Source organism: Stutzerimonas stutzeri, from assembly GCF_009789555.1.
Lineage (GTDB): Bacteria > Pseudomonadota > Gammaproteobacteria > Pseudomonadales > Pseudomonadaceae > Stutzerimonas > Stutzerimonas stutzeri_R.
Genome location: NZ_CP046902.1, coordinates 1163879 through 1190720, shown reverse-complemented (window position 1 = coordinate 1190720; position 26842 = coordinate 1163879). Strand labels below are relative to the sequence as shown.

The 26842-nt window shown below is 63.7% G+C and carries 25 protein-coding genes; 14 read left to right on the top strand and 11 right to left on the bottom strand.

All coding sequences use genetic code 11. The annotated features are described in order from the left end of the window. Positions 1–109: 109 nt before the first annotated feature. Entirely contained in the window at positions 110–1678 is a 1569-nt protein-coding gene (locus tag GQA94_RS05535) for a methyl-accepting chemotaxis protein (protein ID WP_158187137.1), read from the bottom strand. A gap of 215 nt (positions 1679–1893) precedes the next feature. Then, positions 1894–3411 carry a 3-hydroxyacyl-CoA dehydrogenase gene (locus tag GQA94_RS05530; RefSeq protein ID WP_158187136.1) on the bottom strand — a complete coding sequence of 506 codons (1518 nt, stop codon included), beginning with the start codon at positions 3409–3411 and terminating at the stop codon, positions 1894–1896. Positions 3412–3550: 139 nt separating this feature from the next. On the opposite strand from GQA94_RS05530, the gene GQA94_RS05525 reads away from it, so the two are divergent. After that, the gene (locus tag GQA94_RS05525; RefSeq protein ID WP_158187135.1) at positions 3551–3997 is read left to right on the top strand and encodes a PaaI family thioesterase; all 447 of its coding nucleotides are present in this window, start codon (positions 3551–3553) and stop codon (positions 3995–3997) included. Beyond that, positions 3998–5341: a hypothetical protein gene (locus tag GQA94_RS05520; RefSeq protein WP_158187134.1), complete on the top strand. Its 1344-nt coding sequence runs from the start codon at positions 3998–4000 to the stop codon at positions 5339–5341. 10 nt (positions 5342–5351) lie between these two features. On the opposite strand, the gene radC is transcribed toward GQA94_RS05520, so the two are convergent. Then, positions 5352–6026 (bottom strand): RadC family protein, encoded by a 675-nt coding sequence (gene radC, locus GQA94_RS05515; RefSeq protein ID WP_158187133.1) that lies wholly within the window; start codon positions 6024–6026, stop codon positions 5352–5354. Between the two features lie 120 nt (positions 6027–6146). On the opposite strand from radC, the gene coaBC reads away from it, so the two are divergent. The 4 genes from coaBC (at position 6147) to argB (ending at position 11351) form a co-directional block, all read left to right on the top strand. Continuing rightward, positions 6147–7355, top strand: a complete 1209-nt coding sequence (coaBC, locus tag GQA94_RS05510) for a bifunctional phosphopantothenoylcysteine decarboxylase/phosphopantothenate--cysteine ligase CoaBC (protein ID WP_158187132.1) — start codon at positions 6147–6149, stop codon at positions 7353–7355. A gap of 6 nt (positions 7356–7361) precedes the next feature. After that, positions 7362–7817 carry a dUTP diphosphatase gene (dut, locus tag GQA94_RS05505; protein ID WP_158187131.1) on the top strand — a complete coding sequence of 152 codons (456 nt, stop codon included), beginning with the start codon at positions 7362–7364 and terminating at the stop codon, positions 7815–7817. A 1227-nt stretch (positions 7818–9044) separates the two neighbouring features. Then, complete coding sequence (gene algC, locus GQA94_RS23215; protein WP_199270141.1) at positions 9045–10436, top strand: phosphomannomutase/phosphoglucomutase; 1392 nt, start codon at positions 9045–9047, stop codon at positions 10434–10436. A gap of 15 nt (positions 10437–10451) precedes the next feature. Then, positions 10452–11351: an acetylglutamate kinase gene (argB, locus tag GQA94_RS05495; RefSeq protein WP_158187129.1), complete on the top strand. Its 900-nt coding sequence runs from the start codon at positions 10452–10454 to the stop codon at positions 11349–11351. A 69-nt stretch (positions 11352–11420) separates the two neighbouring features. Here the strand turns inward: argB and GQA94_RS05490 are convergent, their stop codons facing one another. The 3 genes from GQA94_RS05490 to pyrE form a co-directional block, all read right to left on the bottom strand. Beyond that, on the bottom strand, positions 11421–12005 hold the full coding sequence (locus GQA94_RS05490) for a DUF4124 domain-containing protein (RefSeq protein ID WP_158187128.1): 585 nt from the start codon (positions 12003–12005) through the stop codon (positions 11421–11423). Positions 12006–12247: 242 nt separating this feature from the next. Next, positions 12248–13720: a DUF3360 family protein gene (locus GQA94_RS05485; RefSeq protein ID WP_158187127.1), complete on the bottom strand. Its 1473-nt coding sequence runs from the start codon at positions 13718–13720 to the stop codon at positions 12248–12250. A gap of 177 nt (positions 13721–13897) precedes the next feature. Next, positions 13898–14539: an orotate phosphoribosyltransferase gene (gene pyrE / locus GQA94_RS05480; protein ID WP_158187126.1), complete on the bottom strand. Its 642-nt coding sequence runs from the start codon at positions 14537–14539 to the stop codon at positions 13898–13900. Between the two features lie 84 nt (positions 14540–14623). Between pyrE and GQA94_RS05475 the strand changes: the two genes are divergently transcribed. Continuing rightward, positions 14624–15403: an exodeoxyribonuclease III gene (locus GQA94_RS05475; RefSeq protein ID WP_158187125.1), complete on the top strand. Its 780-nt coding sequence runs from the start codon at positions 14624–14626 to the stop codon at positions 15401–15403. Positions 15404–15465: 62 nt separating this feature from the next. Here the strand turns inward: GQA94_RS05475 and GQA94_RS05470 are convergent, their stop codons facing one another. Together GQA94_RS05470 and rph are read right to left on the bottom strand one after the other, a co-directional pair. Further along, complete coding sequence (locus GQA94_RS05470) at positions 15466–15834, bottom strand: DUF4870 domain-containing protein (protein WP_158187124.1); 369 nt, start codon at positions 15832–15834, stop codon at positions 15466–15468. A 16-nt stretch (positions 15835–15850) separates the two neighbouring features. Next, positions 15851–16573 (bottom strand): ribonuclease PH, encoded by a 723-nt coding sequence (gene rph / locus GQA94_RS05465; protein ID WP_158187123.1) that lies wholly within the window; start codon positions 16571–16573, stop codon positions 15851–15853. Between the two features lie 207 nt (positions 16574–16780). Here rph and GQA94_RS05460 point away from each other — a divergent pair, with 207 nt between their 5' ends. The 6 genes from GQA94_RS05460 to GQA94_RS05435 all read left to right on the top strand — a co-directional run bounded on the left by GQA94_RS05460 (position 16781) and on the right by GQA94_RS05435 (position 23548). Beyond that, on the top strand, positions 16781–17644 hold the full coding sequence (locus GQA94_RS05460) for a YicC/YloC family endoribonuclease (protein ID WP_158187122.1): 864 nt from the start codon (positions 16781–16783) through the stop codon (positions 17642–17644). 70 nt (positions 17645–17714) lie between these two features. Next, positions 17715–18335, top strand: coding sequence for a guanylate kinase (gmk, locus tag GQA94_RS05455; protein WP_158187121.1), 621 nt, complete (start codon positions 17715–17717; stop codon positions 18333–18335). Positions 18336–18477: 142 nt separating this feature from the next. Next, positions 18478–18741 carry a DNA-directed RNA polymerase subunit omega gene (gene rpoZ, locus GQA94_RS05450; RefSeq protein WP_021207191.1) on the top strand — a complete coding sequence of 88 codons (264 nt, stop codon included), beginning with the start codon at positions 18478–18480 and terminating at the stop codon, positions 18739–18741. A 60-nt stretch (positions 18742–18801) separates the two neighbouring features. Then, entirely contained in the window at positions 18802–20910 is a 2109-nt protein-coding gene (gene spoT / locus GQA94_RS05445; RefSeq protein WP_158187120.1) for a bifunctional GTP diphosphokinase/guanosine-3',5'-bis pyrophosphate 3'-pyrophosphohydrolase, read from the top strand. A 103-nt stretch (positions 20911–21013) separates the two neighbouring features. Continuing rightward, on the top strand, positions 21014–21394 hold the full coding sequence (locus GQA94_RS05440; RefSeq protein WP_158187119.1) for a RidA family protein: 381 nt from the start codon (positions 21014–21016) through the stop codon (positions 21392–21394). Between the two features lie 45 nt (positions 21395–21439). After that, complete coding sequence (locus GQA94_RS05435; protein WP_233270220.1) at positions 21440–23548, top strand: CHASE2 domain-containing protein; 2109 nt, start codon at positions 21440–21442, stop codon at positions 23546–23548. Positions 23549–23554: 6 nt separating this feature from the next. Here GQA94_RS05435 and GQA94_RS05430 read toward each other — a convergent pair whose 3' ends face one another. The 3 genes from GQA94_RS05430 to GQA94_RS05420 form a co-directional block, all read right to left on the bottom strand. Continuing rightward, positions 23555–24145 carry an OmpA family protein gene (locus GQA94_RS05430; RefSeq protein ID WP_158190038.1) on the bottom strand — a complete coding sequence of 197 codons (591 nt, stop codon included), beginning with the start codon at positions 24143–24145 and terminating at the stop codon, positions 23555–23557. Between the two features lie 8 nt (positions 24146–24153). Beyond that, a complete protein-coding gene (locus GQA94_RS05425; protein ID WP_158187118.1) occupies positions 24154–24633 on the bottom strand; it encodes a FecR family protein in 480 nt (159 codons plus the stop codon). Positions 24634–24813: 180 nt separating this feature from the next. Continuing rightward, entirely contained in the window at positions 24814–25035 is a 222-nt protein-coding gene (locus tag GQA94_RS05420; protein ID WP_158187117.1) for a hypothetical protein, read from the bottom strand. A 417-nt stretch (positions 25036–25452) separates the two neighbouring features. Here GQA94_RS05420 and GQA94_RS05415 point away from each other — a divergent pair, with 417 nt between their 5' ends. Continuing rightward, positions 25453–26823 carry an ABC transporter substrate-binding protein gene (locus GQA94_RS05415; RefSeq protein WP_158187116.1) on the top strand — a complete coding sequence of 457 codons (1371 nt, stop codon included), beginning with the start codon at positions 25453–25455 and terminating at the stop codon, positions 26821–26823. Positions 26824–26842: the final 19 nt, after the last annotated feature.

The following is a 26842-nucleotide window of genomic DNA, read 5'->3' as shown; positions in this document are numbered from 1 at the left end:
CTCCGGTAGCCTGTGCTGCAAGCTTAGCCAGCTTGCAGACCGGCGGGGTGGCGGCCCATGCTGGACGAGTGCCAAAGACCACGGCGCTTGCGCCAACCTCGTGCGCCGGCTACGGCTCGGGGCGGTAGCCCAGCCGCAGGCCACCCCAATGACGACCCGCCACCATGATGGGCACCGAAAGGTCGTGCATCAGCTCACCGGTGTCGCGGCTGTAGGTCTGCAACAGGACCTTGCGTTGATGGCTGCCGCAGCGCCCTCCGGTGCGATCGTTGAATAGCCGCTTGCTCCGACTTCTGACCCGGTCGATCTCCGGATCGCCGACCGGCGGCTCGCTGAACGCACGGTTGTGCGTCGGCACATAGCCATCAGGTGTCGTGGCGATGGCATAGACCAACGCATCGTCACGTTCCAGCAGGGGCTCCTGAAGCGCGGGCAGGACTTCGTCGGCATAGCGATCGAAGCGGGTGCTGTAGCGGATCGGGTCCGTCCCCGGTTGTGCCTGGTAATGGCGATCGAACAGGTCATCCACGGTCAGCCGACCGGCTTGCAGATCCGCCTCGAAACGCGCGGCGATGGCCGCCGCGCCGTCACGAGCCAAGTCGAAAATGCGCTGGTGGTAATCGTCGAGCTGCACTTCGGCGAGCTGCTCGCTTACGGTTTCAGCCTGCCCTCCCAGTGTTTCGGCGGCCTTGCTCAGCTGGCTCGTCTGCGCTTCGCTCTCCAGCGCGTCGCCGCGCAGTTGGCCCAGCGCAACGAACAGTTGTGCGAGCCGCTCGTGGTTATCGGCGGTGCCGGACGCAATCTCCGCCACCTGGGTTTCGACGTTGCCCGCCAAATCGGCGATACCGCAGAGCTGGGCCCCGGTCCCGGCAATCTGCGCCGCGGCCTGGTCCAGCTCGCTGGCCTGTTTCTGGATATGGCTCACGACCGCCTCGCTCTGCTCGCGAATATCGCTGACCATCCGGCCGACCTCTTCGGTGGCACTGCTGGTGCGCCCGGCGAGGTTGCGCACCTCGTCGGCCACCACCGCAAAGCCGCGGCCCGCCTCCCCGGCGCGCGCCGCCTCGATCGCGGCATTGAGGGCAAGCAGATTGGTCTGGCTGGCGATGGACTGGATCACGTCGGTGATCTGCCGAATGTCTTCGGTGCGCGCAGCCAGGCCATCGAGCAGTTCGCGACTGGCTTCGGTCTGTGCGCTCAGCTGCTGCATGCGCTCGATGGCATGCTGAAGCTCGGCGCGCCCGCTGTCGCTGCTGCGACGCACGGCCTCGGCCGCTTCCAGCGCCTGCCGAGCACGGGCCGCACTGTCCTGCTCGGTCGCGGTCATGGCCTCGGCGCCGTTGGCGACCTCGCTGATGGCTGCAAGTTGCGACCGCAGGCGCGCGGCCAGCTGCCCTGCACTGAACGACACTTGCGCAGCCGACAGCGCGTTGTGGCAGGTATGGCGAGAGAGACGCTTGCTCAGCTCGGCGAAGCTGCGCACCTCGTCGTCGGGCGGGATCGGGGCGTCCCTGTCGGTACGCCATGGACCCAGCCAGGGCCACAGGCCAAGCAGCAGGATCGAAACGACGGTCAGATGGAACGGCAGTCCCATCCAGCCATGGAACAGCAGCAGGCCCAGCAAGGCGGCTGCATGGAGCAGGCAGGCCTTGGGGTGACGGCGGAAGGCAGGGCGCATCGATGGCCTCTTGTTTTCATCCGGTAATAAGGAGGTGCTGTACCACCTCTGCCACACGGGAACAGGGTCCTTGGTGGCAAACGGCCCATACCGGTGGGCAGGGCAACGACGGCGCGTCATTCCCACCCACAGGTGCCGGGTCTACCGGGTTAGCGGCTGCAGCCTGCCAAGCTTGAGCCGCGCCACGCGCCGAACTGCGCGCGTTCGAGGTCGCCTCAGCGTGGCGCATCCGGCGCGGTCAGCGGCAGGCCGAGCTGTACCCGTCGCCGCAGCCATGGGCTCGGACGATAACGCGGCTCGTGGCCGTAGCACGCCTGCATGCCTTCCAGAATCGTGAGGATACGAACGGGACTGTAATGCTTGGCGAAGCCCAGGGGCCCTTTGGGATAACCGAGCGCAACGGTCACGGCGCGATCGAGCGTCTCCGGCGAGGCGATGCCTTTCTGGGCTATTTCACAACCGAGATTGACGATGCTGGCGACGACGCGCTGGCTGACGAAGCCCGGAGAGTCATTGATCACTTCGACTGGCACGCCATCCGCTCCCAGGGCTTGGCGCGCCTGCGCTTCGAGAGCCGGGTCGAGCGCCGGTTGACGCATCAGCACGCGACGCTTGTCGAAGTCGCTGAATGGGTCCAGAGCGATGGTGCGCACGGCCGGCAGCGCCAATCGCTCGATGCAATGACTGGCATCCTCGCCCAGCGGCGTGATCAGGCAGATCGCCTCGCTCGATGGCTCCGCGCCCTCCTCCAACACGGCGCCGGCCTGTTGCAGGATCGAACCGACGTAGCGACGCAGTTCGGGATCGATACTGTCGAGCCAGAACGGGCGGTCGATGCTCACCGGCTCGAAACGCGGCTCCGGCGAGCGAATCTGCTGACCGTCTTCATAGCGATAGAAGCCTTGTCCGGTCTTGCGCCCAAGCAGCCCGGCAGCCACCCGCTGCGCGGCCAGATAGGACGGCGTATAGCGGGGATCGTAATAGAACTGGTCATGCACCGACTCCATCACCGCATGGGAAATATCGAGCCCGGTCAGGTCGAACAGCTCGAACGGCCCCATACGGAAACCTGGGCCGTCACGCAAAATACGGTCGATCTGCTCCGGTGTGGCGATCCCCTCGCTGAGGATGCGTTGCGCCTCGGTGCCGTAGGCGCGGCCGGCGTGGTTGACCAGAAAGCCGGGGGTGTCGGGCGTGATCGCAGGGAAGTGTCCGGCCTGCTCGGCCAGCTGCACCAGGCGGTCGATCACGCTCGGATCGGTGCGCTCGCCGCGCACGACTTCTACCAGCTTCATCAAGGTCACCGGGTTGAAGAAGTGATAACCGGCCACCCGCTCGGGACGCGAACAGGCACTGGCGATGCGCGTCACCGACAGCGACGAGGTGTTGGTCGCCAGCACGGCATCGGGGGCGATCAAGCCTTCCAGCTCGACGAACAGGCTCTGCTTGGCTTCGAGGTTTTCCACGATGGCTTCGATCAGCAGGTCGCAGCCGGACAGATCGGCAAGCTGATGGGCCGGCTGCATGCGCTGCACGATCGCAGGCAATTCATCGGCACTCAAACGCCCCTTGGCGACACTGCGTTCGAGCAGTTCGCGGTTGAATTGCAAGGCTTGCTCGATGGCTTCGGGGCGGCTGTCGTACAACCACACCTGCTGCCCAGTGCTGGCGAACAATTGCGCGATACCGCGGCCCATGGCGCCGGCGCCGATAATGCCGATACGGGAAAACATGCGAACCTCCTCGATAGATGGCGTTGCGACTGTCGGAACCCTGATCGCCATTCCGCACTGCGAAATGGCATTCCACCTTTATTGACCAAGAGCCTAAAGACTGCCAGTCTCCTTAGCAAGCCATCCGTGACCGAGCGCCATGTCCACCTCCGACTACTCTCTCGCCCAACTGCAGCAGGTTCACGCCTCCGTTACCGGCTTCTTCCAAGACATCGGTTGCGAATTGCTGGCCTATGGGCCCGATCACGCGACCCTGGCGCTGGGGCTGTTGCCTCGTCACCTGAACAACGCGAGCAACATGCATGGCGGCGTCATGGCCACGTTGATGGATGTCGCCATGGGGTTGTGCGGGACCTGGGAAGCAGACCCTGCGGACCGCCGGGTTGCGCTGACCCTGTCGATGACCATCAATTTCAGCGCGCCGGCCGCCGCCGGCAGCCGCATCAGGGCGGTGGCTCGCTGTCGTTCGGGTGGGCACAAAGTGTTCATGGCCAGTTGCGATCTGCTCGACGAGGAAAATCGGCTGATCGCCTTCGGCGAAGGCGTATTCAAGCGTGGCGCCCGGCGCTGCGAGTTGCCTGCCTAGATGACCACGCTATTGCCACTGGCGCTGCTGTTCGAACTGCTGGCGCTGATCACTCGGCTACAGCCGCTGAGCGTCATCAGCGGGGTTCTGCTGGCAGGGTTCTTTACCTGGCACTGGCGCTCGCTGATGCCCTATCCGCGACGGCTCGGGATGGTCACGCTGGCACTGCTCGGTTACTGGTTGCTCACTGGCGAGGCGAGTTGGCAACAAGCCGCGCGCATGCTGTCCTCGGCGGCTTATTACGCAGCCTTCATCGGCGCCCTGGGTTTGATGCATTGCCTGGTCAAGCGCCTGCGCCAGCTCAGCGAGTTGCATCGCCTGTTACTGGCCGGGCCCCGCGCGTGGCTCTATCCGGGTTACCTGTTGAGCACCTTTGCGATCAGCTCGGTGCTCAGCTTCGGCATGCTCAACCTGATCTGCGGCTCGCTGGAACGCCATCTCGAAGGCCGTCCCTACAGCGACACCCAGCGGCGCGAGGGGCGACGCGGTGTGATGGTCACCGCGCTTCGCGGCTTCGCACTGGTCCCGCTACTGGCCCCGACCAGCGTCGCGGTGGCGATCCTGACCCGCGAACTACCCGGCCTGAGCTGGAGCACGCTGTTGCCGTTCGGGTTGATCGGAGGGCTGCTTCTGCTGCTGTTCGGCTGGCCGACCGAGAATCGCCGGCTGCGGCAGTTGGTTCAGGACCCAAACGTCGAGCTGTCGGCGGACGGGCAGCACGCCAGTGGCAGCTTGCGCGGCCTGCTCATTGGCAGCCTGATCGGTATCGCGCTGATCGCCTTGCTGGCGGCGCTGACCTGGCTGTCGGCGACACAGGCCGCGATGTTGCTGGTGCCGCTGGCGGTGATCGTGATACTGCTCTGGCAAAGAATCCCCCCACGCCAGGTGTTCGGCGAAGTCAGCGAGACGCTGATCGGCATGCGTAACGAGACCTTCATTTTCGCCAGTTCGGCTCTGCTCGCCGGTCTGGTTGCCGCGGTGCTGCCCGTGCATCACCTGGCGGATCAGCTCGGCAGCACGCCGCTGGCGTTGTTTGGATTGGGTGCTTTCGGCGCGCTGGCGGTCATGGCGCTGGCGCTGCTCGGCGTCGCACCACTGATCTCCCTGAACCTTTGTGCGGCCCTGCTGGCCCAACTGGCGAGCCAGGGGCTGGCGGTGATGCAGCCGGCGGTGGCACTGCTGTTCGGTTTCTCCCTGGCGATGCTGCTCTCGCCCTATGGACCTTCGGCACTCTTGCTCGCACGCCATGCCCAGCTGTCACCCTGGCGCATCGCCGTTGGCTGGAATGGACGTTTCGTGCTCAGCGTCCTGCTCCCGCTGCTGCTCGTCCCGTTGCTGGCATGAACGCTGGCCGTCACATCCAGCCGTGCTCGGCCATGGACAGCGGCTCACCATCGCCGACGATGAAATGATCGAGCACCCGCACGTCGATCAGCGACAGCGCCTCGATGAGCCTGCGCGTCAGCTGCCGGTCGGCCTCGCTCGGCTCGGCCACGCCGGAGGGGTGGTTATGGGTCAGGATGACCGCTGCGGCATTCTGGGCCAAAGCCCGCTTGACCACCTGGCGCGGGTACACGCTGGCGCCGTCCACGGTGCCATGGAACAGCACTTCGAAGGCGAGCACGCGATGCCGGGCGTCAAGGAACAGACAGGCAAACAGTTCATGCGGCTCGTGCCGCAACCGCGCCTTGAGATAATCGCGTACCGCCTGCGGGCTTTCCAGCGCCGAATCACGGCGAATGCGCTCGGCCAGATGCCGCCGAGCCATCTCCAGTACCGCCTGCAATTGGGCGAACTTGGCTGGCCCCAGCCCCAGATGACCGCTGAACTGCTCCAGGTCGCTCTCCAGCAACGCGCGCAGGCTGCCGAATTCGCGCAGCAGATGCCGGGCCAGATCCACCGCGCTCTGGCCCGCCACACCGGTACGCAAGAAAATGGCCAGCAACTCGGCATCCGACAAGGCCACCGCACCTTGCTCGAGCAGCTTTTCCCGCGGGCGTTCCGCCGCCGGCCAGTCACGAATGCTCATATCTTCTCCTTGTCGAGCGAGCGCCTCGTCCCATGAGGGCGCTGTGCTATCTTAGCGGCCTTTTATCCACGGCAACCGGCCCCTGCCGGAACCAGTTCTCACCCGTAACAAGGCAGGCCTATGCAGCGGCTATATCGTAAACGCATCGTCCTGGGCGTCGGCGGCGGCATCGCCGCATACAAGAGTGCAGAGCTGGTTCGCCGGCTCCGCGACCAGGGCGCCGAGGTCCGCGTCGTCATGACCAGCGGCGGTCGCGAGTTCATTACCCCACTCACGCTCCAGGCCCTTTCCGGCCACCCGGTCCATCTGGACCTGCTCGACCCGGCCGCCGAGGCCGCCATGGGGCATATCGAGCTGGCACGCTGGGCCGATCTGGTGCTCGTCGCCCCCGCCACGGCGGACCTCATGGCGCGCCTCGCCCAGGGCGTCGCGAACGATCTGCTGACCACACTGGTGCTCGCCACCCAAGCGCCGGTCGCGCTGGCCCCGGCGATGAATCAAGCCATGTGGGCCGACCCTGCAACCCAAGCCAACCGTGCGCTGTTGCAGCAGCGGGGTATCCGCCTGTTCGGCCCCGCATCCGGCAGCCAGGCTTGCGGCGATGTCGGCATGGGCCGGATGCTCGAAGCGGACGACCTGGCCCAGGCGGCGGCCGACTGCTTCGAGCGCAGCCTGCTGACCGGCGCCCATCTGCTGATTACCGCCGGGCCAACCCAGGAAAACATCGACCCGGTGCGTTACATCACCAACCACAGCTCCGGCAAGATGGGCTTCGCGCTGGCCGAGGCCGCCGCCGAAGCCGGCGCTCGAGTGACCCTGATCGCCGGGCCGGTCTTTCTACCGACACCTGACCGGGTGCAGCGCATCGATGTCGTCAGCGCGCGTGACATGCTTGCCGCTTGCGAAGCGGCCATGCCGTGCGACCTGTTCATCGCCGCCGCCGCCGTGGCGGACTATCGCCCCGAAGTGGTCGCACCGCACAAATTGAAGAAAGACCCGACAAAAGGCGATGGCCTGCTTCTGCAGATGGTCCGCAATCCCGATATTCTCGCCACGCTGGCCGGCCGCGAAGACCGCCCTTTCAGCGTCGGCTTCGCCGCCGAAACCGAGAACCTGCTGGAATACGCCACGCGCAAGCTGCGCGACAAGAACCTCGATCTGATCGTAGCCAACGATGTCGCCAACCCCAGCATCGGGTTCAACAGCGAAGAAAATGCCGTGACGGTGATCGACCGCCAGCAGCACGAAACCCGCTTCAGCCAGGCCAGCAAGGGAAACATTGCCCGCCAGCTGATCGCCTTCATCGCCGACCGTTTCCATCAGGCCTGACCGACCATGCACAAACTCCAAGCGAAAATCCTCGATCCGCGCCTCGGGCAGGATTTCCCGTTACCCGAATATGCCACCAGCGGCTCGGCCGGCCTCGATCTGCGCGCGATGCTGCAGGCCGACACCCTGCTCGAACCGGGCCAGACCCTCCTGATTCCCACCGGCCTTTCGATTCATATCGCCGACCCCAACCTGGCGGCGCTGGTGCTGCCGCGCTCGGGCCTGGGACACAAGCACGGCATCGTGCTCGGCAATCTGGTCGGGCTGATCGATTCGGACTATCAGGGCGAACTGATGGTGTCGTGCTGGAACCGCGGCCAGACCCGTTTCAGCATCGCCGTGGGCGAGCGTATCGCGCAGCTGGTGCTGGTGCCGGTGATCCAGGCACAGTTCGAACTGGTCAACGAGTTCGACAGCAGCGACCGCGGTGCCGGCGGCTTCGGCCATTCCGGCAGCCACTGAGTCAGACCCGCTTTTTAAGGACGATCGAGGAGCTCCATGAAACTCTTCAAGCGCACCGCCAGGGATACCGGCGTACTCAACCCGGCGGACTCCCGGCCGCCGGCAGCTCGCCGCAGCGCCGGCCTCAAGGCACTGATGCCCGGCCTGCTCCCCGGCCTGCTGGGGCTTTTCGCGGCCGGCGCGCTGCTTTGGATCGCGCACCAGTCCGACCAGCGACAACAGGCGGCCGCGCTGGCCGAGGCCTGGGGCCAGAGCCAGGCCTCGGCTGTCGATCAGGCGCTACGCCAGTTGGCGGAGGACACCCAGGCAGCCGCTCGGGACCCTCAGTTGCTCGAAGCCCTGAACAGCGGGCAACCGGATCGGGTACGTGCCGCCGAGCATGAGCTTGGCTATCGCGACGGCGTCATCGACGCGCACCTCCATTTGAGCGGCCAGGCCCGGCAGAACCCTGATCGCCCCGGCCCATTGAATTTCGCCGCGCTGGATCTGCTACAGCGGGCGGAAAACGGCCCCGCACCGGCACCCGAGGCGTTCAGGGTCGGAGATCGCTGGCTGCTGTACAGCGCCGTGGCACTGCGCACCCACCCGCAGGGGCCGGTAGATGGCACATTGCTATTGGTGACGAGCCTGGAACGCTTCCTGGCGACGCTACCGACGCTGCCCGCCAAGGCGGGCCAACTGCGCCTGGTTCAGCAGTTCAACAGCGGGCCGGCGCAATTGCTCGCCCAGCGGGGCGGCACAGGCGTGGAAAGCCAGGCGCTCAACCTGCCTTCGGCCAATCCCAACTGGAAGCTCAGCTTCCTACCGGGCGTTGCGCTGAGCGCCACGACCCCTGCGCTGCTCCCGCTCGCCGCCGTGCTGGCAGCGCTCTGCGGGCTATCGCTGGGTTTGCAGCTGGTGCTGAACGCCCAGCAGCGAAGGCTTCGCGACGATGTCATGCACTTGGGTCGAATGGTCCAGGAACTCTCCACCGGCAGAGCCATCAAAACACCGACTTTGAGCCTGCCGGCCCTCGATGCGCTGGCCAGGAGCCTGGTCCGCCTGCCACTGCGAACCGCCGCAGCGGCGACGGCTAAACCAGCAGCCGCGCCGCAGCCAACGGTTCGGCAGGCCCAATCCACCGAGCACGTCGACCCTTTGTTCCAGGACACCGATATTCTCGACATCGACATTCTCGACGAGGACCAGGACTGGCTTGGCCTCGACCCCAAGGAGCGAGAAACCGCAATGAGTGCCCCCAAAGCCCCGCAACTGCCTGCCAGCATTTTCCGCGCCTACGATATCCGCGGCGTGGTGGGCGACACCCTGACCAACGAGACCGCCTACTGGATAGGCCGTGCCGTCGGCTCCGAAAGCCTGGCCCAGGGCGAGCCGAACGTATCGGTTGGCCGCGATGGTCGCCTGTCCGGTCCTGAACTGGTCCAGCACCTGATCCAGGGGCTGGTGGACAGCGGCTGCAGCGTCAGTGACGTCGGCATGGTGCCGACCCCGGTGCTCTACTATGCCGCCAACGTCCTGGCGGGCAAGTCCGGCGTCATGCTGACCGGCAGTCACAACCCGCCCGATTACAACGGTTTCAAGATCGTCATCGCCGGCGACACCCTGGCCAACGAGCAGATCCAGGCTCTGCGCCAGCGCATCGAGACCAACGATCTCACCGAAGGTGTCGGTCAGGCCGAACAGGTCGACGTACTGGACAGTTACTTCAAGCGCGTGCGCGACGACATCGCCCTGGCCAAGCCACTGCGCGTGGTCGTCGACTGCGGCAACGGTGTCGCCGGCGTCATCGCCCCGCAGTTGATCGAGGCGCTGGGCTGCAAGGTCATCCCGCTGTTCTGCGACGTCGACGGCAACTTCCCCAACCATCACCCGGACCCGGGCAAGCTGGAAAACCTCGAAGATCTCATCGCCAAGGTCAAATCGGAGAATGCCGACCTGGGCCTGGCCTTCGACGGGGACGGCGACCGTGTCGGCGTGGTGACCAATGCCGGCACCGTGATCTACCCCGACCGCCTTCTGATGCTGTTCGCCAAGGACGTGGTCTCGCGCAATCCGGGCGCCGACATCATCTTCGATGTCAAATGCACCCGCCGCCTGACCCCGCTGATCAGCGGCTACGGTGGCCGTCCGGTGATGTGGAAAACCGGGCATTCGCTGATCAAGAAGAAGATGAAGGAAACCGGCGCCCTGCTCGCAGGCGAGATGAGCGGCCACGTGTTCTTCAAGGAGCGCTGGTACGGCTTCGACGACGGCATCTACAGCGCCGTGCGTCTGCTGGAAATTCTCAGCCAGGACAAGCGCAACGCCGAACAGGTTTTCGCCGCCTTCCCGAACGATATTTCCACCCCGGAGATCAACATCAAGGTCACCGAGGAAAGCAAGTTCACCATCATCGAAGCACTGCATCGCGACGCCCATTGGGGTGAGGCCAACATCACCACCCTCGACGGCGTGCGTGTCGACTACCCGAAAGGGTGGGGCCTAGTGCGCGCCTCGAACACCACACCGGTGTTGGTGCTGCGTTTCGAGGCCGAGACAGAGCAAGAGCTCAAGCGCATACAGGAAGTCTTCCGCGCACAGCTTTATACTGTCGCGCCTGATCTCACCCTGCCGTTCTGACTTGCGGAGCCCTGCATGACCCTCAGCCGTGAAGCCGCCACCCAATTTGCCCAGGTCCTTTCCGAAGCGCTGCCTTACATCCGCCGATTCGTCGGCAAGACGCTGGTCATCAAGTACGGCGGCAATGCAATGGAAAGCGAGGAGCTGAAAACCGGCTTCGCCCGCGACATCGTGCTGATGAAAGCGGTGGGCATCAATCCGGTGGTGGTGCACGGCGGCGGTCCGCAGATCGGCGATCTGCTCAAGCGGCTGAACATCGAAAGCCACTTCATCGACGGCATGCGGGTGACCGACAGCCAGACCATGGATGTGGTCGAGATGGTCCTGGGCGGCCAGGTCAACAAGAGCATCGTCAGCCTGATCAACCAGCATGGCGGCAGCGCCATCGGCCTGACCGGCAAGGACGCCAAGCTGATCCGCGCCAAGAAGCTCAAGGCCACGCGGCAGACGCCGGAGATGACCTCACCGGAGATCATCGATATCGGCCATGTCGGCGAAGTCACCGGGGTCAACACCGAGTTGCTGGAAATGCTCGTGCACGGCAACTTCATTCCGGTGATCGCCCCGATCGGCGTCGGGCCGGATGGCGAGTCGTATAACATCAACGCCGATCTGGTGGCAGGCAAGGTGGCCGAAGCGCTGAGGGCCGAGAAGCTGATGCTGCTGACCAACATAGCCGGCCTGATGGACAAGCAAGGCCACGTACTGACCGGACTGACCACGACGCAGGTCGACGAACTGATTGCCGACGGCACCATCTATGGCGGCATGCTGCCCAAGATTCGCTGCGCGCTCGAGGCGGTTCAAGGCGGCGTCCACAGCGCTCACATCATCGATGGGCGCGTACCCAATGCGGTGCTCCTGGAGATTTTTACCGACATTGGCGTCGGTACATTGATCACCAACCGCAAGTAGATTTCGACGCGCTGACAAAACCCAGCCTTCCCCGGAAACGCTGGGTTTTTTACGGCCTGTCGACCAGCGCTATTCGATCTGGCCGAGCAGTTCGCCGAGTCGCTGATGCTCTCTGCCGAAGCTGACCTCCGCCTGCTTGCGGGCCTGGTTGTAGCGATCGATATCACGCCGCAAGCTGGCCTGCTCCTTATCGAGATTGTCGATCTGGGTGAGCAGCTGCCTGGGCACTTCTCGACCGGCACGCTCATGGTTCGCCGCCTGGCTCTGCAGGTTGGCCTGTTGGGCGCGCAATGCCTGCAGATTGCCACGGGTAATCCCGATCACGCTGTCGAGCTCCGACAGTTTTCGCGCCTTGGCACGCTCGACGTCCTCGACGTTGGCATACAACCGCAGCAGTTGAGCATCCGAGCCGGCTTGCGCCTTGGCCTCGAGCAGACGCCGGCGCTCCTCCGGCGTCGGTGCCGGCGGCACCACCCGGGTCACGCGCCCCTGATCGTTGAGCACCTCATAGCCTTTGCCGATATGTTGGGGCGGAACCCCCTGGCGATTGAGCACCACTACGCCCTTGTCGTCGACATAGCGATACAGGTCCGCCTGAACGACCGTTGTCATCAACACGCCGCACAACATCGATACCTTGATCGCTAATCGCATGATTCTGTCTCTTCCATCTCGGTTGGCTCCGTAAACCCGCAGCCACGCCTGTGTGTTCCATGGCCGGGCCGACATCCAGCTTATACAAAATCGGCAGCCATGCGCACCCCGGCGCAATCGCGATCCCGGTCCGCCAAGCATACCCAGCGACTCGCTAACAGTCAGGGCCCGCTGCAGGGAAGCATACAGCGGCGCACAAAAAAGGGGAGCGAATGCTCCCCTCGTTTCCACTCATCTCTCATTCACTCAAGGACGCGAAACGCCTCCAGCAACGCAGGCACGCCGGGGAACATTCCAATCGCCGCCATCACCGCGCACAGCAGGACGAACACGATGGATGGAATCACCCAGCGGTCGGTGTGCGACAGCTCCTGGCCACGCTCCTTGTCGCCAACCAACCCGAGATTGTCCAGCAGCACAGTCAAGGACCAGCCGAACACAGGGTTCACCAAAGCCGATGAAAAGATCACGATGGCGGCCGACTGAGAGGTCTTGCCCTCGCGCGTCATCTGCATACCCGCTTCCAGAAGCGGAAGGAACACACCGACCATCAGCGCCACGCTGAGCACGGGCGGCCAGATCGCCAGGTCGATCGGATAACCCCAGAGCGCCGCCACGACGCAAAGCAGACCGGTCAGCAGCGCCCCGGCGACGATCGGCCGCTTGGCGATTGCCGCCGGCACCACGTAGGTACCCCAGGACGAAGCAAGGTTGCCGCCGCCCAGAACGGTTCCCACCACCTGCCGAGCCGCCGCGACACACATGGTGTCGTCGATGCTCATCAGCACTTTCCTGGCCTTGGGCGGATAGTTCAATTGCTGAAACACGCGGTGGCCGAGGAAGTCCGGCGACCACATGGCCACCGCCAGAACCGCAAATGGCGCAACGGCGATGAAGTGGTGCAACTGCGGCCAACCCAGGTTCCAGCCGGTGTCCTCGCCCCACCAATAGCGCGGATCGAGATTGGGAATGCCCGGCTCGGTGGTGAACTCGAAAGGCGCGCCCAGCGCGAAGGCAATCAGCGCCGCCAGCCCCGAGCCCAGAGGGATCGCCAACCAGCGCATCCGCACATGCTCCAGGTAGGCGTACATGACGATCGTCGCGAACACCACGACGAAGGCGATATAGCCCATGTCGAAGCCGTTCGCCCACGCGAACAGCTTGCCGATCTGCGACGTGACACCGATGAACCCGAGGTAGAGCAGCAGCCCGCCGCATACGCCATCGCTGGTCAAGCGCGCCAGCAGGCTTCCGCCGCGGAAGACACCCAGGGTGAACCCGAGTACGCCCACCATGATTCCCAGCGCCATCGGGTGGCCGCCTGAGGCCACGATCAGGGGAATCAGCGGAATCAGGGGCCCGTGTGTCCCTGCCAGGTTGGCCATAGGATTGAAAAAGCCCGAGACGAGCACCACGAACAGCACCGCTGCGATCAGCATCTCGAAGCGTGCGTTCTCGATGACGAACTCGTTGGATAAGCCCAGCGGGCCGGCGAACGCTGCCACCACGGCAGCCACCATGACGATCTTGCCGATAGTCGCCGCCAGCGCAGGTACCCAGTCCTCCCACTCGAAACGATAGTCCCGAAATGGCAGGTTCGGCCGCCAGCGCCTCGGCGCCATGATGGTCAGTTCGTGATCGAGGTAGTCGGAACGAGAGGAGAAGGAGCGACTGGGCTTGTGTAAATCTCGGTAGTTGTGATTATTTTCGGTCATCGATTGCTTTCAAAAAAAGGTTAGACGGAATAGAAGGCGACCGAGGCCGACCTACCGTGGCTACTCTTTTTTATTTTTATTCTCGAATGACCGAAACACGGCCAAAGGCAGGCATCGGGCGTGCTGAGCGCCCGAGGTTTCTAATACTTGTTCGAGACCTGCGAATCGACCGGCCGATTAGATTCCGTACTGATCGCGATAGGCTTCTACCGCCGGCAAGTGCTGCTTGAGCTGCGCGTCCTGGCCGAGGAATTCTAACACCTGGGCCAGCGAAACGATGCTCACCACAGGCATACCATAGTCGTGTTCCACTTCCTGAATTGCCGATAATTCGCCCTGCCCGCGCTCCTGCCGATCGAGGGCGATCAGTACGCCGGCCGCCTGCGCGCCTTGCGCACGGATGATCTGCATGACCTCACGAATCGCCGTGCCGGCGGTAATCACGTCATCGACGATCAGCACGCGCCCGGTAAGCGGCGAGCCCACCAGTGTGCCGCCCTCGCCGTGATCCTTGGCCTCCTTGCGGTTGAAACACCAGGGCACGTCGCGCTGATGGTGCTCGGCCAGCGAGATCGCCGTCGCGGCTGCCAGCGGAATGCCCTTGTAGGCCGGACCGAAGATCACATCGAAGTCGATACCGCTGTCGGCGACCGCCGCCGCGTAGAAGCGACCGAGTTGAGCCAGCGCCGAGCCGGTATTGAACAATCCGGCATTGAAGAAATACGGACTGGTGCGTCCGGATTTCAGGGTGAACTCACCGAAGCGCAGAACCCCGCGCTCGATGGCGAAGCGAATGAAGTCGCGCTGGTACGCCTGCATGAAGAATATTCCCGGAAGACACTGGTTTAGCTAATTGCAAAGAGCTTGGGTTATCATACACGCACGTGTTTTTAGGGGCCATTTATGCGGATCATCAGCGTCAACGTGAATGGCATTCAAGCGGCGGCTCAGCGGGGTCTTCTCAGCTGGCTGCAAGCGCAGAATGCCGATGTCATCTGCCTGCAGGATACCCGCGCCTCCGTAGTAGAACTCGATGATCCGGCTTACCAGCTCGATGGTTATTTTCTCTATACCGTCGACGCTGAACTTCCGGAACAGGGTGGCGTTGCGCTGTATTCTCGGCTGCAGCCGAAGGCCGTGATCATGGGCCTCGGCTTCGAAACCGCCGACCGTTACGGTCGCTATCTGCAAGCCGATTTCGACAAGGTCAGCATCGCCAGCCTGCTGCTGCCGACCGGCCGCGGCGGCGACGAGGACTTGAACCAGAAATTCAAGTTCATGGACGATTTCGCCCACTATCTGGACAAGCAACGCCGCAAGCGCCGCGAGTACATTTATTGCGGCTCGCTGTACGTAGCCCATCAGAAACTGGACGTGAAGAACTGGCGCGACTGCCAGCAGGCCACCGGCTTCCTCGCGCCAGAGCGCGCCTGGCTGGATGAGATCTTCGGCAACATGGGTTACGTCGACGCCCTGCGCGAGGCCAGCCGAGAAGGCGACCTCTACAGCTGGTGGCCGGACACCGAGCAGGCACAGATGCTCAATCTGGGTTGGCGCTTCGATTACCAGATACTGACGTCGGGCATGCGTCGTTTCGTGCGTAACGCTCGCCTGCCCCGCCAGCCTCGTTTCTCCCAGCACGCTCCGCTGGTGGTCGATTACGACTGGACCCTCAGCACCTGAGCAGTGATTTGCCGACTAGCAGGATCGTACGATGAGCGCGCCCCGCAGTATGCGGCCAGCGCTCATTTGACGATCCGCCAGCAGAACGGATACCGGTAGGGCCGGCCTTCATTGGCGCGAATGCCGGCGATGACCACCAGCACCAACGCCACCACGCTGATCAACGCCATCAGCGGAAAGCCGATCAGTATCCAAGCCAACACTGCGCAGATCATCAGCAGAATGCTGAACGTGATCTGGAAGTTCAGCGCCTCCTTGCCCTGCTCATCGACGAAAGGGTCCATGTCCTTCTTCAATTGCCAGACGATCAGCGGCCCCAGCACGTTGCCGATCATCGGCACGAGGAACCAGAAGAACGCCGAGTAGTGACAGAACATCGCCCACTGCCGCGCTTGCGGCGAGGGCTGCGGGATGAGTTCCTGATCGGACATGGCGTTCTCCTTCGTATCAATCGGCGAGCGCGGCCAGCTGCAGCGCGAACAAGTCGTTCATGCCGCCCTGAGCCAGAGCGAGCATGGCGTTGAGTTCCTGTGGCTGGAACGGCGCGCCTTCGGCAGTACCCTGCACTTCGATGAAGCCACCGGTACTGGTCATCACCACGTTCAGGTCGGTCTCGGCAGCCGAGTCTTCAAGATAATCCAGATCGAGCACCGGCTCGCCCTGGTAGATACCCACCGATACCGCCGCGACCATCTGTTTGAGCGGATCGCCACCTTTCAGCCCGCCGCGCTTCTTGAGCAGCTTGAGGGCATCGACCAGCGCCACCATCGCACCGGTAATCGAGGCCGTGCGGGTGCCGCCATCGGCCTGGATCACATCGCAGTCGATGTAGATCGTGTTCTCCCCCAATTTGCTCATGTCCAGCGATGCGCGCAGCGAGCGACCGATCAGGCGCTGGATTTCCAGGGTACGTCCGCCCTGCTTGCCCCGACTGGCTTCACGCTGGTTACGCTCACCGGTGGCGCGCGGCAGCATGCCGTACTCGGCGGTCAACCAGCCCTGGCCCTGCCCCTTGAGGAAACGTGGTACGCCATTTTCGATGCTGGCGGTGCAGATCACCTTGGTGTCGCCGAACTCCACCAGCACCGACCCTTCGGCATGCTTGGTGTAGTTGCGCGTGATGCGGATTGAACGCAGCTGGTCGGCGGCGCGGCCACTGGGACGTTTCATGGGGTTCATCCTGGTTCTGAAAAGTGAGTTGGCCGCCATTATAGAGGTGTCGGCCGATAGAAGGGCCATCGCCGAGCCATGGAGTGGCCTTGCGCCCGCACGGATTGCCCCGAGCCAGGCGACGAGCAAGGCGATGCGCGCAGGCCAATATCCGGTTTTTCCTTTACAATCCTCCGCCTTTCGTACCGCACCCGAGGGGTTTACCCAATGATTCACAGCATGACCGCCTTCGCACGCGCCGAGCAGGCCGGCGACCACGGCACCCTCAGCTGGGAAATCCGCTCGGTGAACCATCGTTATCTGGAGCCGCACCTGCGCCTGCCCGAAGCCTTCCGGGACCTGGAAGGTTCGGTTCGCGACGCATTGCGCAAAGGGCTCTCGCGCGGCAAGGTCGAATGCACGCTGCGCTTCGCCGAGGATGCCGCGGGCCGTTCGATGCAAGTCGACAGCCACCGCGCCAGCCAGTTGATTGCCGCAGCCGAGCGCGTCGCCGCGCTGATCAAGCAGCCCGCCCCGCTCGATCCACTGGAGATACTCGCCTGGCCGGGCGTGCTGGTGGGCGACTCGGCTGATCCTAAGGCACTCAACAATGCCGCGCTGCAGCTGTTCCACACCACTCTGGCGGAGCTGCGCAATGGGCGCCAGCGCGAAGGTGAAGAGCTGGCCCGCCTGATCAACGAGCGCCTCGACGCCATCACCGAAGAGACCGCGACGCTTCGCTCGCAGGTCCCGCAGGTGCTCGCCGCGCAGCGGCAGAAAATCCTCGATCGCTGCGCCGAGATGCGCGTCGAACTGGACCCACAACGCCTCGAGCAGGAATGGGTACTGCTCGCGCAGAAGAGCGACGTAGCCGAAGAACTCGATCGTCTCGGCACGCATGTCAGCGAAGTCCGGCGGGTACTGAAATCCGGCGGTGCCGCCGGTCGTCGCCTGGACTTTCTCATGCAGGAGCTCAACCGCGAGGCCAATACCCTGGGCTCCAAGGCGTTCGACACGCGCAGCACCCAGGCGGCGGTGAATCTGAAAGTGCTCATCGAACAGATGCGCGAACAGGTCCAGAACATCGAATAGCAACTACGCTTGGCCGTGAGACGGAGCGCCCGTCCGCCCGGGCATGCCCAGCAACCGTACAGAGAATCCCATGTCAGCCTCCACCGGTACGCTCTACATCGTTTCCGCGCCTTCCGGGGCCGGCAAGACCAGCCTGGTCAAGGCCCTGCTCGATGCCCAACCGCAGGTTCGCGTTTCGGTGTCACACACCACGCGCCCCATGCGGCCAGGCGAGGTGGACGGCGTCAACTATCACTTCGTCAGCCGCGAAGAGTTCCTCGAGCGCCTGGAGCACGGTGAGTTTCTCGAACATGCCGAGGTATTTGGCAACCTTTACGGCACCTCCCAGCGCTGGCTCGAGCAGACCCTGGACGAAGGTTACGACCTGATCCTGGAAATCGATTGGCAGGGCGCTCAGCAGGTCCGCCAGGTGATGCCACAGGCCAAATCAATCTTCATATTGCCGCCTACCCAGGAGGCACTCCGCCAGCGCCTGACCAATCGCGGCCAGGACAGCGATGAGGTAATCGAAAAGCGCATGCGCGAGGCGGTCAGCGAGATGACCCATTACGTCGAATACGATTATCTGGTGATCAACGACGATTTCACCCATGCGCTGATCGACCTGCAGGCGATCTTCCGCGCCAACCAGCTGCTGCAAACCCCGCAGCAGCAGCGTTTCCGTAGCCTGCTGGAACAACTGCTGGCCTGAGCCGACTGCCACCCGCCAGGGCGACGGCCACGCCGCCTGGCCGCGAACTGTTTTACCGCTTCCCTATTGGCTGGTGATTTTTTAGACTATCCCGTCCGCTCGCCCATTCGGGCATGCTTTACCGTTATTGATGAGGAACACCATGGCCCGCGTTACCGTTGAAGACTGTCTGGACAACGTAGATAACCGCTTCGAGCTGGTCATGCTCGCCACCAAGCGCTCGCGTCAGCTCGCGACTGGCGGCAAGGAGCCTAAAGTGGCCTGGGAAAATGACAAGCCGACCGTGGTTGCCCTGCGTGAAATCGCCTCCGGTCTGGTGGATTATGACGTCATCGCCCAAGACGATATCGTCGACGACGAGCCACTGTTCGTGCAGTATGAGGAAGAGCCCAACGAGGCCCTCTGATTAAATGCCAGGTCGAAGTCGAACCGCAAATACAGCGCCCAGCCGGCAAGGAGCATACCCTTGCCAGCCATAGACGCACTTGCCGATCGCCTGTCGACCTATCTCGGCGCAGAACAGGTCAACCTGGTGCGCCGTGCCTATTTCTATGCCGAGCAGGCCCACGACGGTCAGCGCCGGCGCAGCGGTGAAGCCTACGTCACCCACCCCCTCGCGGTAGCCAACATCCTCGCCGACATGCACATGGACCATCAGAGCCTGATGGCGGCCATGCTGCACGACGTCATCGAGGACACCGGCATTTCCAAGGAAGCGCTCACCGCCCAGTTCGGTGAGACCGTCGCCGAACTGGTGGACGGGGTCAGCAAGCTGACCCAGATGAAATTCGAGACCAAGGCCGAGGCCCAGGCCGAAAATTTCCAGAAGATGGCCATGGCCATGGCACGCGACATCCGCGTGATCCTGGTCAAGCTCGCCGACCGCCTGCACAACATGCGCACACTGGAAGTACTGGCCGGCGAAAAGCGCCGTCGGATTGCCAAGGAAACCCTGGAAATCTATGCGCCCATCGCCAACCGGCTGGGCATGCATGCCATGCGCGTGGAGTTCGAGGACCTCGGCTTCAAGGCCATGCATCCGATGCGCTCGGAACGCATCCGCGCCGCCGTCCGCCGTGCTCGCGGCAACCGCAATGAGATCGTCGATAAAATCGAACAGTCGCTGATCCACTGCCTCGAGCGCGAAGGCCTGGAAGGCGAGGTGATGGGCCGCGAAAAGCACCTGTTCAGCATCTACAAAAAGATGCGCGGCAAGCGCAAGGCGTTCAACGAGATCATGGACGTCTATGCCTTCCGCATCGTGGTAGACAAGGTCGACACCTGCTACCGCGTGCTTGGCGCCGTGCACAGCCTCTACAAACCGCTGCCGGGACGCTTCAAGGATTACATCGCGATCCCCAAGGCCAACGGTTACCAGTCGCTGCACACGACACTGTTCGGCATGCACGGCGTACCGATCGAGATCCAGATCCGCACCCGTGAAATGGAAGAAATGGCCAACAACGGCATCGCCGCACACTGGCTGTACAAATCCAACGACGACGAGGCGCCCCAGGGCACTCACGCCCGCGCGCGGCAATGGGTCAAGGGCGTGCTGGAGTTGCAGGAGCGCGCCGGCAATTCACTGGAATTCATCGAAAGCGTGAAGATCGACCTGTTCCCGGACGAGGTCTACGTCTTTACCCCCAAGGGCAGCATCATGGAGTTGCCCAAGGGCTCGACGGCCGTGGATTTCGCCTATGCGGTGCACACCGATGTCGGCAACACCTGCATTGCCTGCCGCGTCAATCGGCGCCTGGCGCCACTGTCACAGGCACTCGAAAGCGGCTGCACGGTGGAGATCGTTACCGCCCCCGGCGCGCGGCCGAACCCCGCGTGGCTCAATTTCGTCGTCACCGGCAAGGCACGCACTCACATCCGTCATGCGCTCAAGCTGCAACGCCGCTCTGAGTCGATCAACCTTGGCGAGCGCTTGCTGAACAAGGCCCTGACCGGCTTCGAGACCAGCCTGGAAAAGATTTCCCGCGAGCGCATCCAGGCGGTGCTCAATGAATACCACATGGACGTCGTCGAGGACCTGCTCGAGGATATCGGCCTCGGCAATCGCATGGCCTATGTCATCGCGCGCCGCCTGCTGGCCAGCGAAGGCGAGCAGGCACCAAGCGCCGAGGGGCCACTGGCGATTCGTGGCACCGAAGGCCTGGTACTCAACTACGCGAAATGCTGCACCCCGATTCCGGGCGATCCGATCGTCGGCCACCTGTCTGCCGGCAAGGGCATGGTGGTGCATCTGGAAACCTGCCGGAACATCAGCGAAGTCCGCCATAATCCGGACAAATGCATCCAGTTGTCCTGGTCCAAGGACGTGACCGGCGAGTTCAACGTCGAGTTGCGCGTCGAGCTGGAACACCAGCGCGGCCTGATCGCCCTGCTCGCCGGTAGCGTCAACGCCGCCGACGGCAACATCGAGAAGATCGGCATGGACGAGCGCGACGGCCGCATCAGCGTTGTCCAGCTGGTGGTCAGCGTCCACGACCGCGTACACCTTGCCCGCGTGATCAAGAAGCTGCGCGCCATCAAGGGCGTCATGCGCATCACCCGCATGAAAGCCTGAGCACACGGGAAAGGCTGGCCTCCTCTGCCTGGCTTCGTCTAGCATCACGCCTTTACTTTCCAGCTTCAGGCGATCGCCTCTAGCGCTCGAACGAGGACGTTTCATGCCCCGCACCGTGATCAACAGCGACAACGCACCCGCCGCCATCGGCCCCTACTCCCAGGCGATCAAGGCCGGCAACACCGTCTACATGTCCGGGCAGATCCCGCTCGACCCCAAGACCATGGAACTGGTGGAAGGCTTCGAAGCGCAGACCGTGCAGGTCTTCGAGAACCTCAAGGCGGTCGCCGAGGCCGCCGGTGGCTCGCTGAAGGACATCGTCAAACTGAATATCTTCCTCACCGACCTCGGCAACTTCGCCACGGTGAACGAAGTCATGACCCGCTACTTCCAGCAGCCTTACCCCGCCCGCGCCGCGATTGGCATCGCTGCATTGCCAAAAGCCGCGCAAGTGGAAATGGACGCCATCCTGGTACTGGACTGAGCCTCGTCAACTGGCCAGCATGATCGGTCGCACGGAGCGCGACGGGTGACACCGCTCCGAACCCAGGCACCGCGTCTGTTGCTGGCCATGACCGGCTTGCTCGCCGCCTGCGCCCTGTATCTGGCCGAACCCTTGATGTTGCAGAGCTTGCGCAACAGCCTGTTCGACCAATACCAGCGCTGGCAGCCGCGCCCGGCACCGGCGCAGACCACCGTTCAGGTGGTGGACATCGACGAAGCCAGCCTTACCCGCCTCGGCCAATGGCCCTGGCCGCGTGACCGGCTGGCGCAGTTGCTGGAGCGGCTGCACCAGGCCGGCGCTGCGGTGGTGGTGTTCGATGTGCTGTTCGCCGAGCCGGACCGCAGTTCACCGCAGTATCTGTCGAAGCAGCTGGAGCTGCCGCCCGAACTCGCGCAGACGCTCCAGGCCTTGCCCGACCATGACCTGCAATTGGCCACCGCCCTCGCTCGTCAGCCCAGCGTGCTCGGTTTCGCGACCACCCGCACGGCGTCGTCGACTGCTCCGCTGAGCCGTTTCGGCGTCCAGATGACCGCCGGTGCCAAGGCGCCGGGCTTCTCCGCCTACATGGGCACCACCGCCGCGCTCCCTTTACTGGAGAACGCGGCGGCCGGCAACGGTGCCATGAGCTTTCGTCCCGACGCCGACGGCGTGGTGCGACGCGTACCGGCGATGATTCGTGTCGGCGATCACCTGTATCCCTCGCTGGCCGCCGAAGCCTTGCGCCTCTACCTTGGGCAGACGCGTTATCGCATCGAAACCGCTGCGAGCGGCGCCGTCGAGCGCGTCGGGATCGGCCACCTGACGCTGCCAACCAATCGTCAGGGTGAGCTCTGGCTGCATTATCGCCGCGACCTGAGCGGGCAGACCTCGCCGGCCTGGCGTGTGCTGGGCGATGCGTCCGCCGGGCAGTTCGAAGGCAGCATCGTCTTGATCGGCAGCTCCGCCCAGGGCCTGCAGGACCTGCGTTTCAGTCCGCTTGGCGGAATGCTTCCAGGCGTGCAGATACACGCCCAGGCGATCGAGCAGGCGCTGAACGATACCGTCCTGCAACGGCCATTCTGGGCGAGCCCGGTCGAGGCGCTGTCCCTGTTGCTGGCCGGACTGTTGTTGTGCGCCCTGACCTTGAGCAGTGGCGCGTTCACCGCCGCCTGGGTCGCTGCGGCCATGCTCGCGGCCCTTAATGCAACGGCCTGGTGGGCCTATTCACGCCATGGCTTGCTGCTCGACGCGCTGACCCTGTCGATCGGCCTGCTACTGGTCTACCTCGGCGCCAGCCTCGCCCGGCACCGTGCCAGCGAGCAACAACAGCGCTGGGTTCGCGATGCCTTCTCGCGCTATATCTCACCCAACCTCGTCGGACACCTGGTGCGCCATCCGGAACAACTGCAGCTCGGCGGCGAACGTCGCCATTGCAGCTTCGTCTTCACCGACATCACCGACTTCACCTCGCTGATGGAACGGCGGTCACCGGAACAGGTGGTCGGCATGCTCAACGAGTACCTCGAAGGCATCATCCAGATCGCCTTCAAACATGAGGGCACGGTCGAGCGCATCGTCGGTGACGGCATGGCGATCCTGTTCTCCGCGCCGCTCGTGCAGGCCGATCATCAGCGCCGCGCCCTGGCCTGCGCGCTGGACATTCGACGTTTCACCCGAGCGCACACCGCCGCCCAGCACGCGGCCGGCATCGCACTGGGCCGCACCCGTATCAGCGCGCACAGTGGCGAAGTCGTGGTGGGCAATTTCGGCGGCGCGACCCTCTTCGATTACCGAGCGCTGGGCGATGCGGTCAACGTTGCGGCTCGCCTGGAAGGCTTGAACCGCTACCTGGGCACTGACCTTTGCGTCTCGGCAACCATCCGCGCAGCCAATCCGAGCGTGCCGATGCGGGCCGTTGGCGACGTTCTGCTCAAGGGCAAGGCGCGTCCGATCCGCCTCTACGAACCCTGCGACACAGACACCGACACGGCCTACGACGCCGCCTACGCCCTGCTTGCACACGAAGATGAACAGGCGCTCGGCGCCTTCGAACGGCTGCATGCCGAACGACCGCTGGACGCCCTGGTGCATTACCAACTGCAACGGCTACGGGGCGGCCAGCGGGGCGAGCGGATCCTGATGACGGAAAAATGAGGCGACTCAGCGAACGCTGACTTCGACCCGGCGGTTGCGCGGCTCGGACACGCCATCGGCGGTCTTGATCAGCAGGTTTCGCTCGCCGTGGGACGAAACGCTCAGATCGATTACCTCGATTTCCCGCTCGCGCAGCATCCTCGCAACCGCCTGGGCGCGGATGAGGCCCAACTGCTCGTTCCAGATCGGACCGCTCAGCGTATCAGTATGACCAATGACCGAAACGGCCGACGGCCCACGCAGGCGGATCGCCTCGACGACCTGCTCGAAGGCCCGCGCGGACTCGACAGTCAGCTCCGCGCTGCCTATCACGAAATACAGCTCGAAGCGTTGCGGCAGAGCCGGCTGCGCTGCCAGCGCCGCCGAAAAATCGCGTGCGATGCGCAGTTCCCCGACATTGAAGGGTCTGGCACCGGCGCCTTGGGCGCCAATCACGACGCCCTGATGGCTGCGGTCCAGGCGCGTCTGGCCATGGGCGTCTTCCACCACCACCGCCCCGGTGGTGCCATCCGGACTTTCCAGCAGCACCACGTAGTCGCCCGTCACGCAGCCGGTCAACAGCACCGTGCACAACAACGTGAAGCAATGTCGCAGCATCTTGCTCACTACGGGCCGACCTTGACCAGGAAATGCGTACCGCGCACGCCGATGGTTCCGGTAGGCGTTTTCAGCTCGACGGCCTCGGGCTTCAGCTTGGCGATGACCCCGGAAATGAAATTCAGCGTACCGCTACTGATGCGAGCGCTCAGCCGCAGCGCCTCACGGGCGGGCTCGAAGTCATACGCATCGACGGTGAACTCGCTATTGGGACCGAACGACAGCACCGTGTTATCGGTGAGCGTCACGCCCATCGAGCCCTGCGCACCGGTGCGCAGGACCGCACCCAGGATCACCGTCTGGCCGACCGCCGCGTCGATGGTCTGCCCACGACTGGTCACGGTCGCCTCGCCTTGCACCTTCATGATGTAGCCGATCGGCTCGATGGGCGCTTGCGCATACCCCACCGCCGGCAGCGCCAGCAAGGCGGCAAGCAACAACGGCCGGGCACGCTTTGGCACGGCGAAAGGGTGTTCACACAGGGTCATTGCAGTCTCCGTAACGGGGCGCCGTCCTTCAGGCCGCCGGCCCGAACCCCGTATGCCCACGATCATGGCCTGATGTATCCGTCAGGCTAACGCCGCAGGATGCCGGATGATCCTCGACAAATACAAGCTCAACGGGTGAGACCTGCACCACAGACCGCAGCGTAGCGCAGGGGCTATCGATCAGACCGAAGCGAAGCGCTCGCCGGAGCGTGCGGGCCCGCCGTCCCATAGCCGTTGATCGGCGAGCTGGTGGGTGTCGACATAACGCGGCACGCCGCTGATTTCCTCCAGCTCGGTCATCCCGGCGAGTTGGCTGACGATGCGGTAGCGCTTGCCGGCCGTTTTGTCTTGCAGGGGATACAACGCCGCGATCTGCTGCGCCAGTTCGGTAAGGGTGGACATGGCCGGGTACTGCTCTGAATACGGAAGGCGGGCTATTTACTACGAATCGCCAACGATTTCGCTGACGGTCCGACGCTCAGCAGACCGTTCATCGGATAGGCCTTTCGTCCTCCTTTTCTTCTGTCGATTCGTCCTGCCCCTTCCGCTCCTGCCGCCGTGCGTTTCGACTTGTTCCACTTGTTCTACCGCCGCTCTCACCGCCTGCGCCGCCATGGAACGGCTGCGTCGTTCACGCACCAATGGCGAGCGAGAACCGCCTCGCGCCTTGGCTGACCCGGCAGTCAGCAAATCCGAAAAATCCATTCGTAAAACAGGGAGATAGGCTGAATCCGCGGCGTTCTGGCACAGCCGGTGCACCTTCAAACACAGGCGTTATGCCCTGTTAGTACAAGTTGCTCAACCGCCAAGGTGATGACAATGAACAACCGGAATAGCCTGTTTGCAACCTCGCTGCTCGGATCGCTCGTGCTGTTCGGCGGTCCCGCCGCCGCCGAGACCATCCGCATCGGTATCGGCCATCAGAGCATGGTCACCAACACCGTTTCCGGTGGCGTCGTGCTGGAAAAACTCGGTCTGCTGAACCAGTACTTGCCCAAGACAGGCAAGTATCAGGATGCGGACTACCAGATCGAATTTCGCGACTACGATTCGGGCCCGCCGATCACCAATCAGATGCTCGCCGGCAAGCTCGACTTCGGCGTCATGGGCGACTACCCGCTGATCGTCAATGGCGCCAAGTTCCAGGCCACCGGCAAGCAGCAGACGCGCTTCATCGCCGTGACCGGCTACAACCTCAAGGGCACCGGCAACGGCATCGTCGTGCCGACCGCCTCATCCGTGCAGAGCCTGCAGGATCTAGCCGGAAAGAGCCTTTCCACACCGGTTGGCAGCGCCGCCTGGGGCATGACACTGAAGGTGCTGCGCGATGCCGGCCTGTCGGAGCAGGTCACCCTGGTCAACCAGGCCCCACCGGTGGGCGCCGCCAACATCGCCGCCGGCAAGATCGACGCCCATGCCGATTTCTGTCCCTGGTCGGAAATCATGGAGTTCCGCGGCACCGGGCGGAAGATCTACGACGGCAGCGAAGCCGGCATCCCCACCTTCCACGGCATCGTGGTGCGCGAGGAATTCGCCAAGCAATATCCCGAAGTCGTCGAAGGCGTGCTCAAGGCCACCCTCGCGGCACAGAAATGGATCAGCGAAGACCCACTGCGTGCCGCCACTCAGGTCGCCGAATGGACCGGGGTCGACAAAGAAGTGCTCTACCTCTACTTCAGCGACGGCGGCATCTCGACCATGGAGGCGAGCATCAAGCCGCAATGGGTAGAGGCCATGAAATACGACCACGCCTTGCTGCAAAAGGAAATGGACATTCCTGATCTGGATTTCGCCGCCTGGATCGATGACTCCTATCTGAAGAAGGCCTACGCCGCCTCGAACCTCGACTACGACGCGATGGTGCAGAACGTGGTCAGCCCCGCGCCACGCGAGCCGGGTCGCAAGCCCGCTGAAATCTGGTTCGCCGACAAAGGCATCGTCGCCTTCGACGACACCGCCGACATGCTCGCCGCCCAAGCCAAGGCCAAGACGGATGGCACGGCGATCAACGCCACCTACGTCTACGACAACCTCACCGGCTTGAAGCTGTTCGGCAAAGCCGCCTACCTGATCGAGGACCCCAGCGGCGAGGTGCTCGCCTTCATGAAGAAGAGCGACTCCGAGCGGCATGTCGCCGAAAGCGGCGGCGTCCCACTGAGTACCGCGCAGCCGGTCGCGATGTTGCCCTGATCCGCTCGTATGCGCCGCA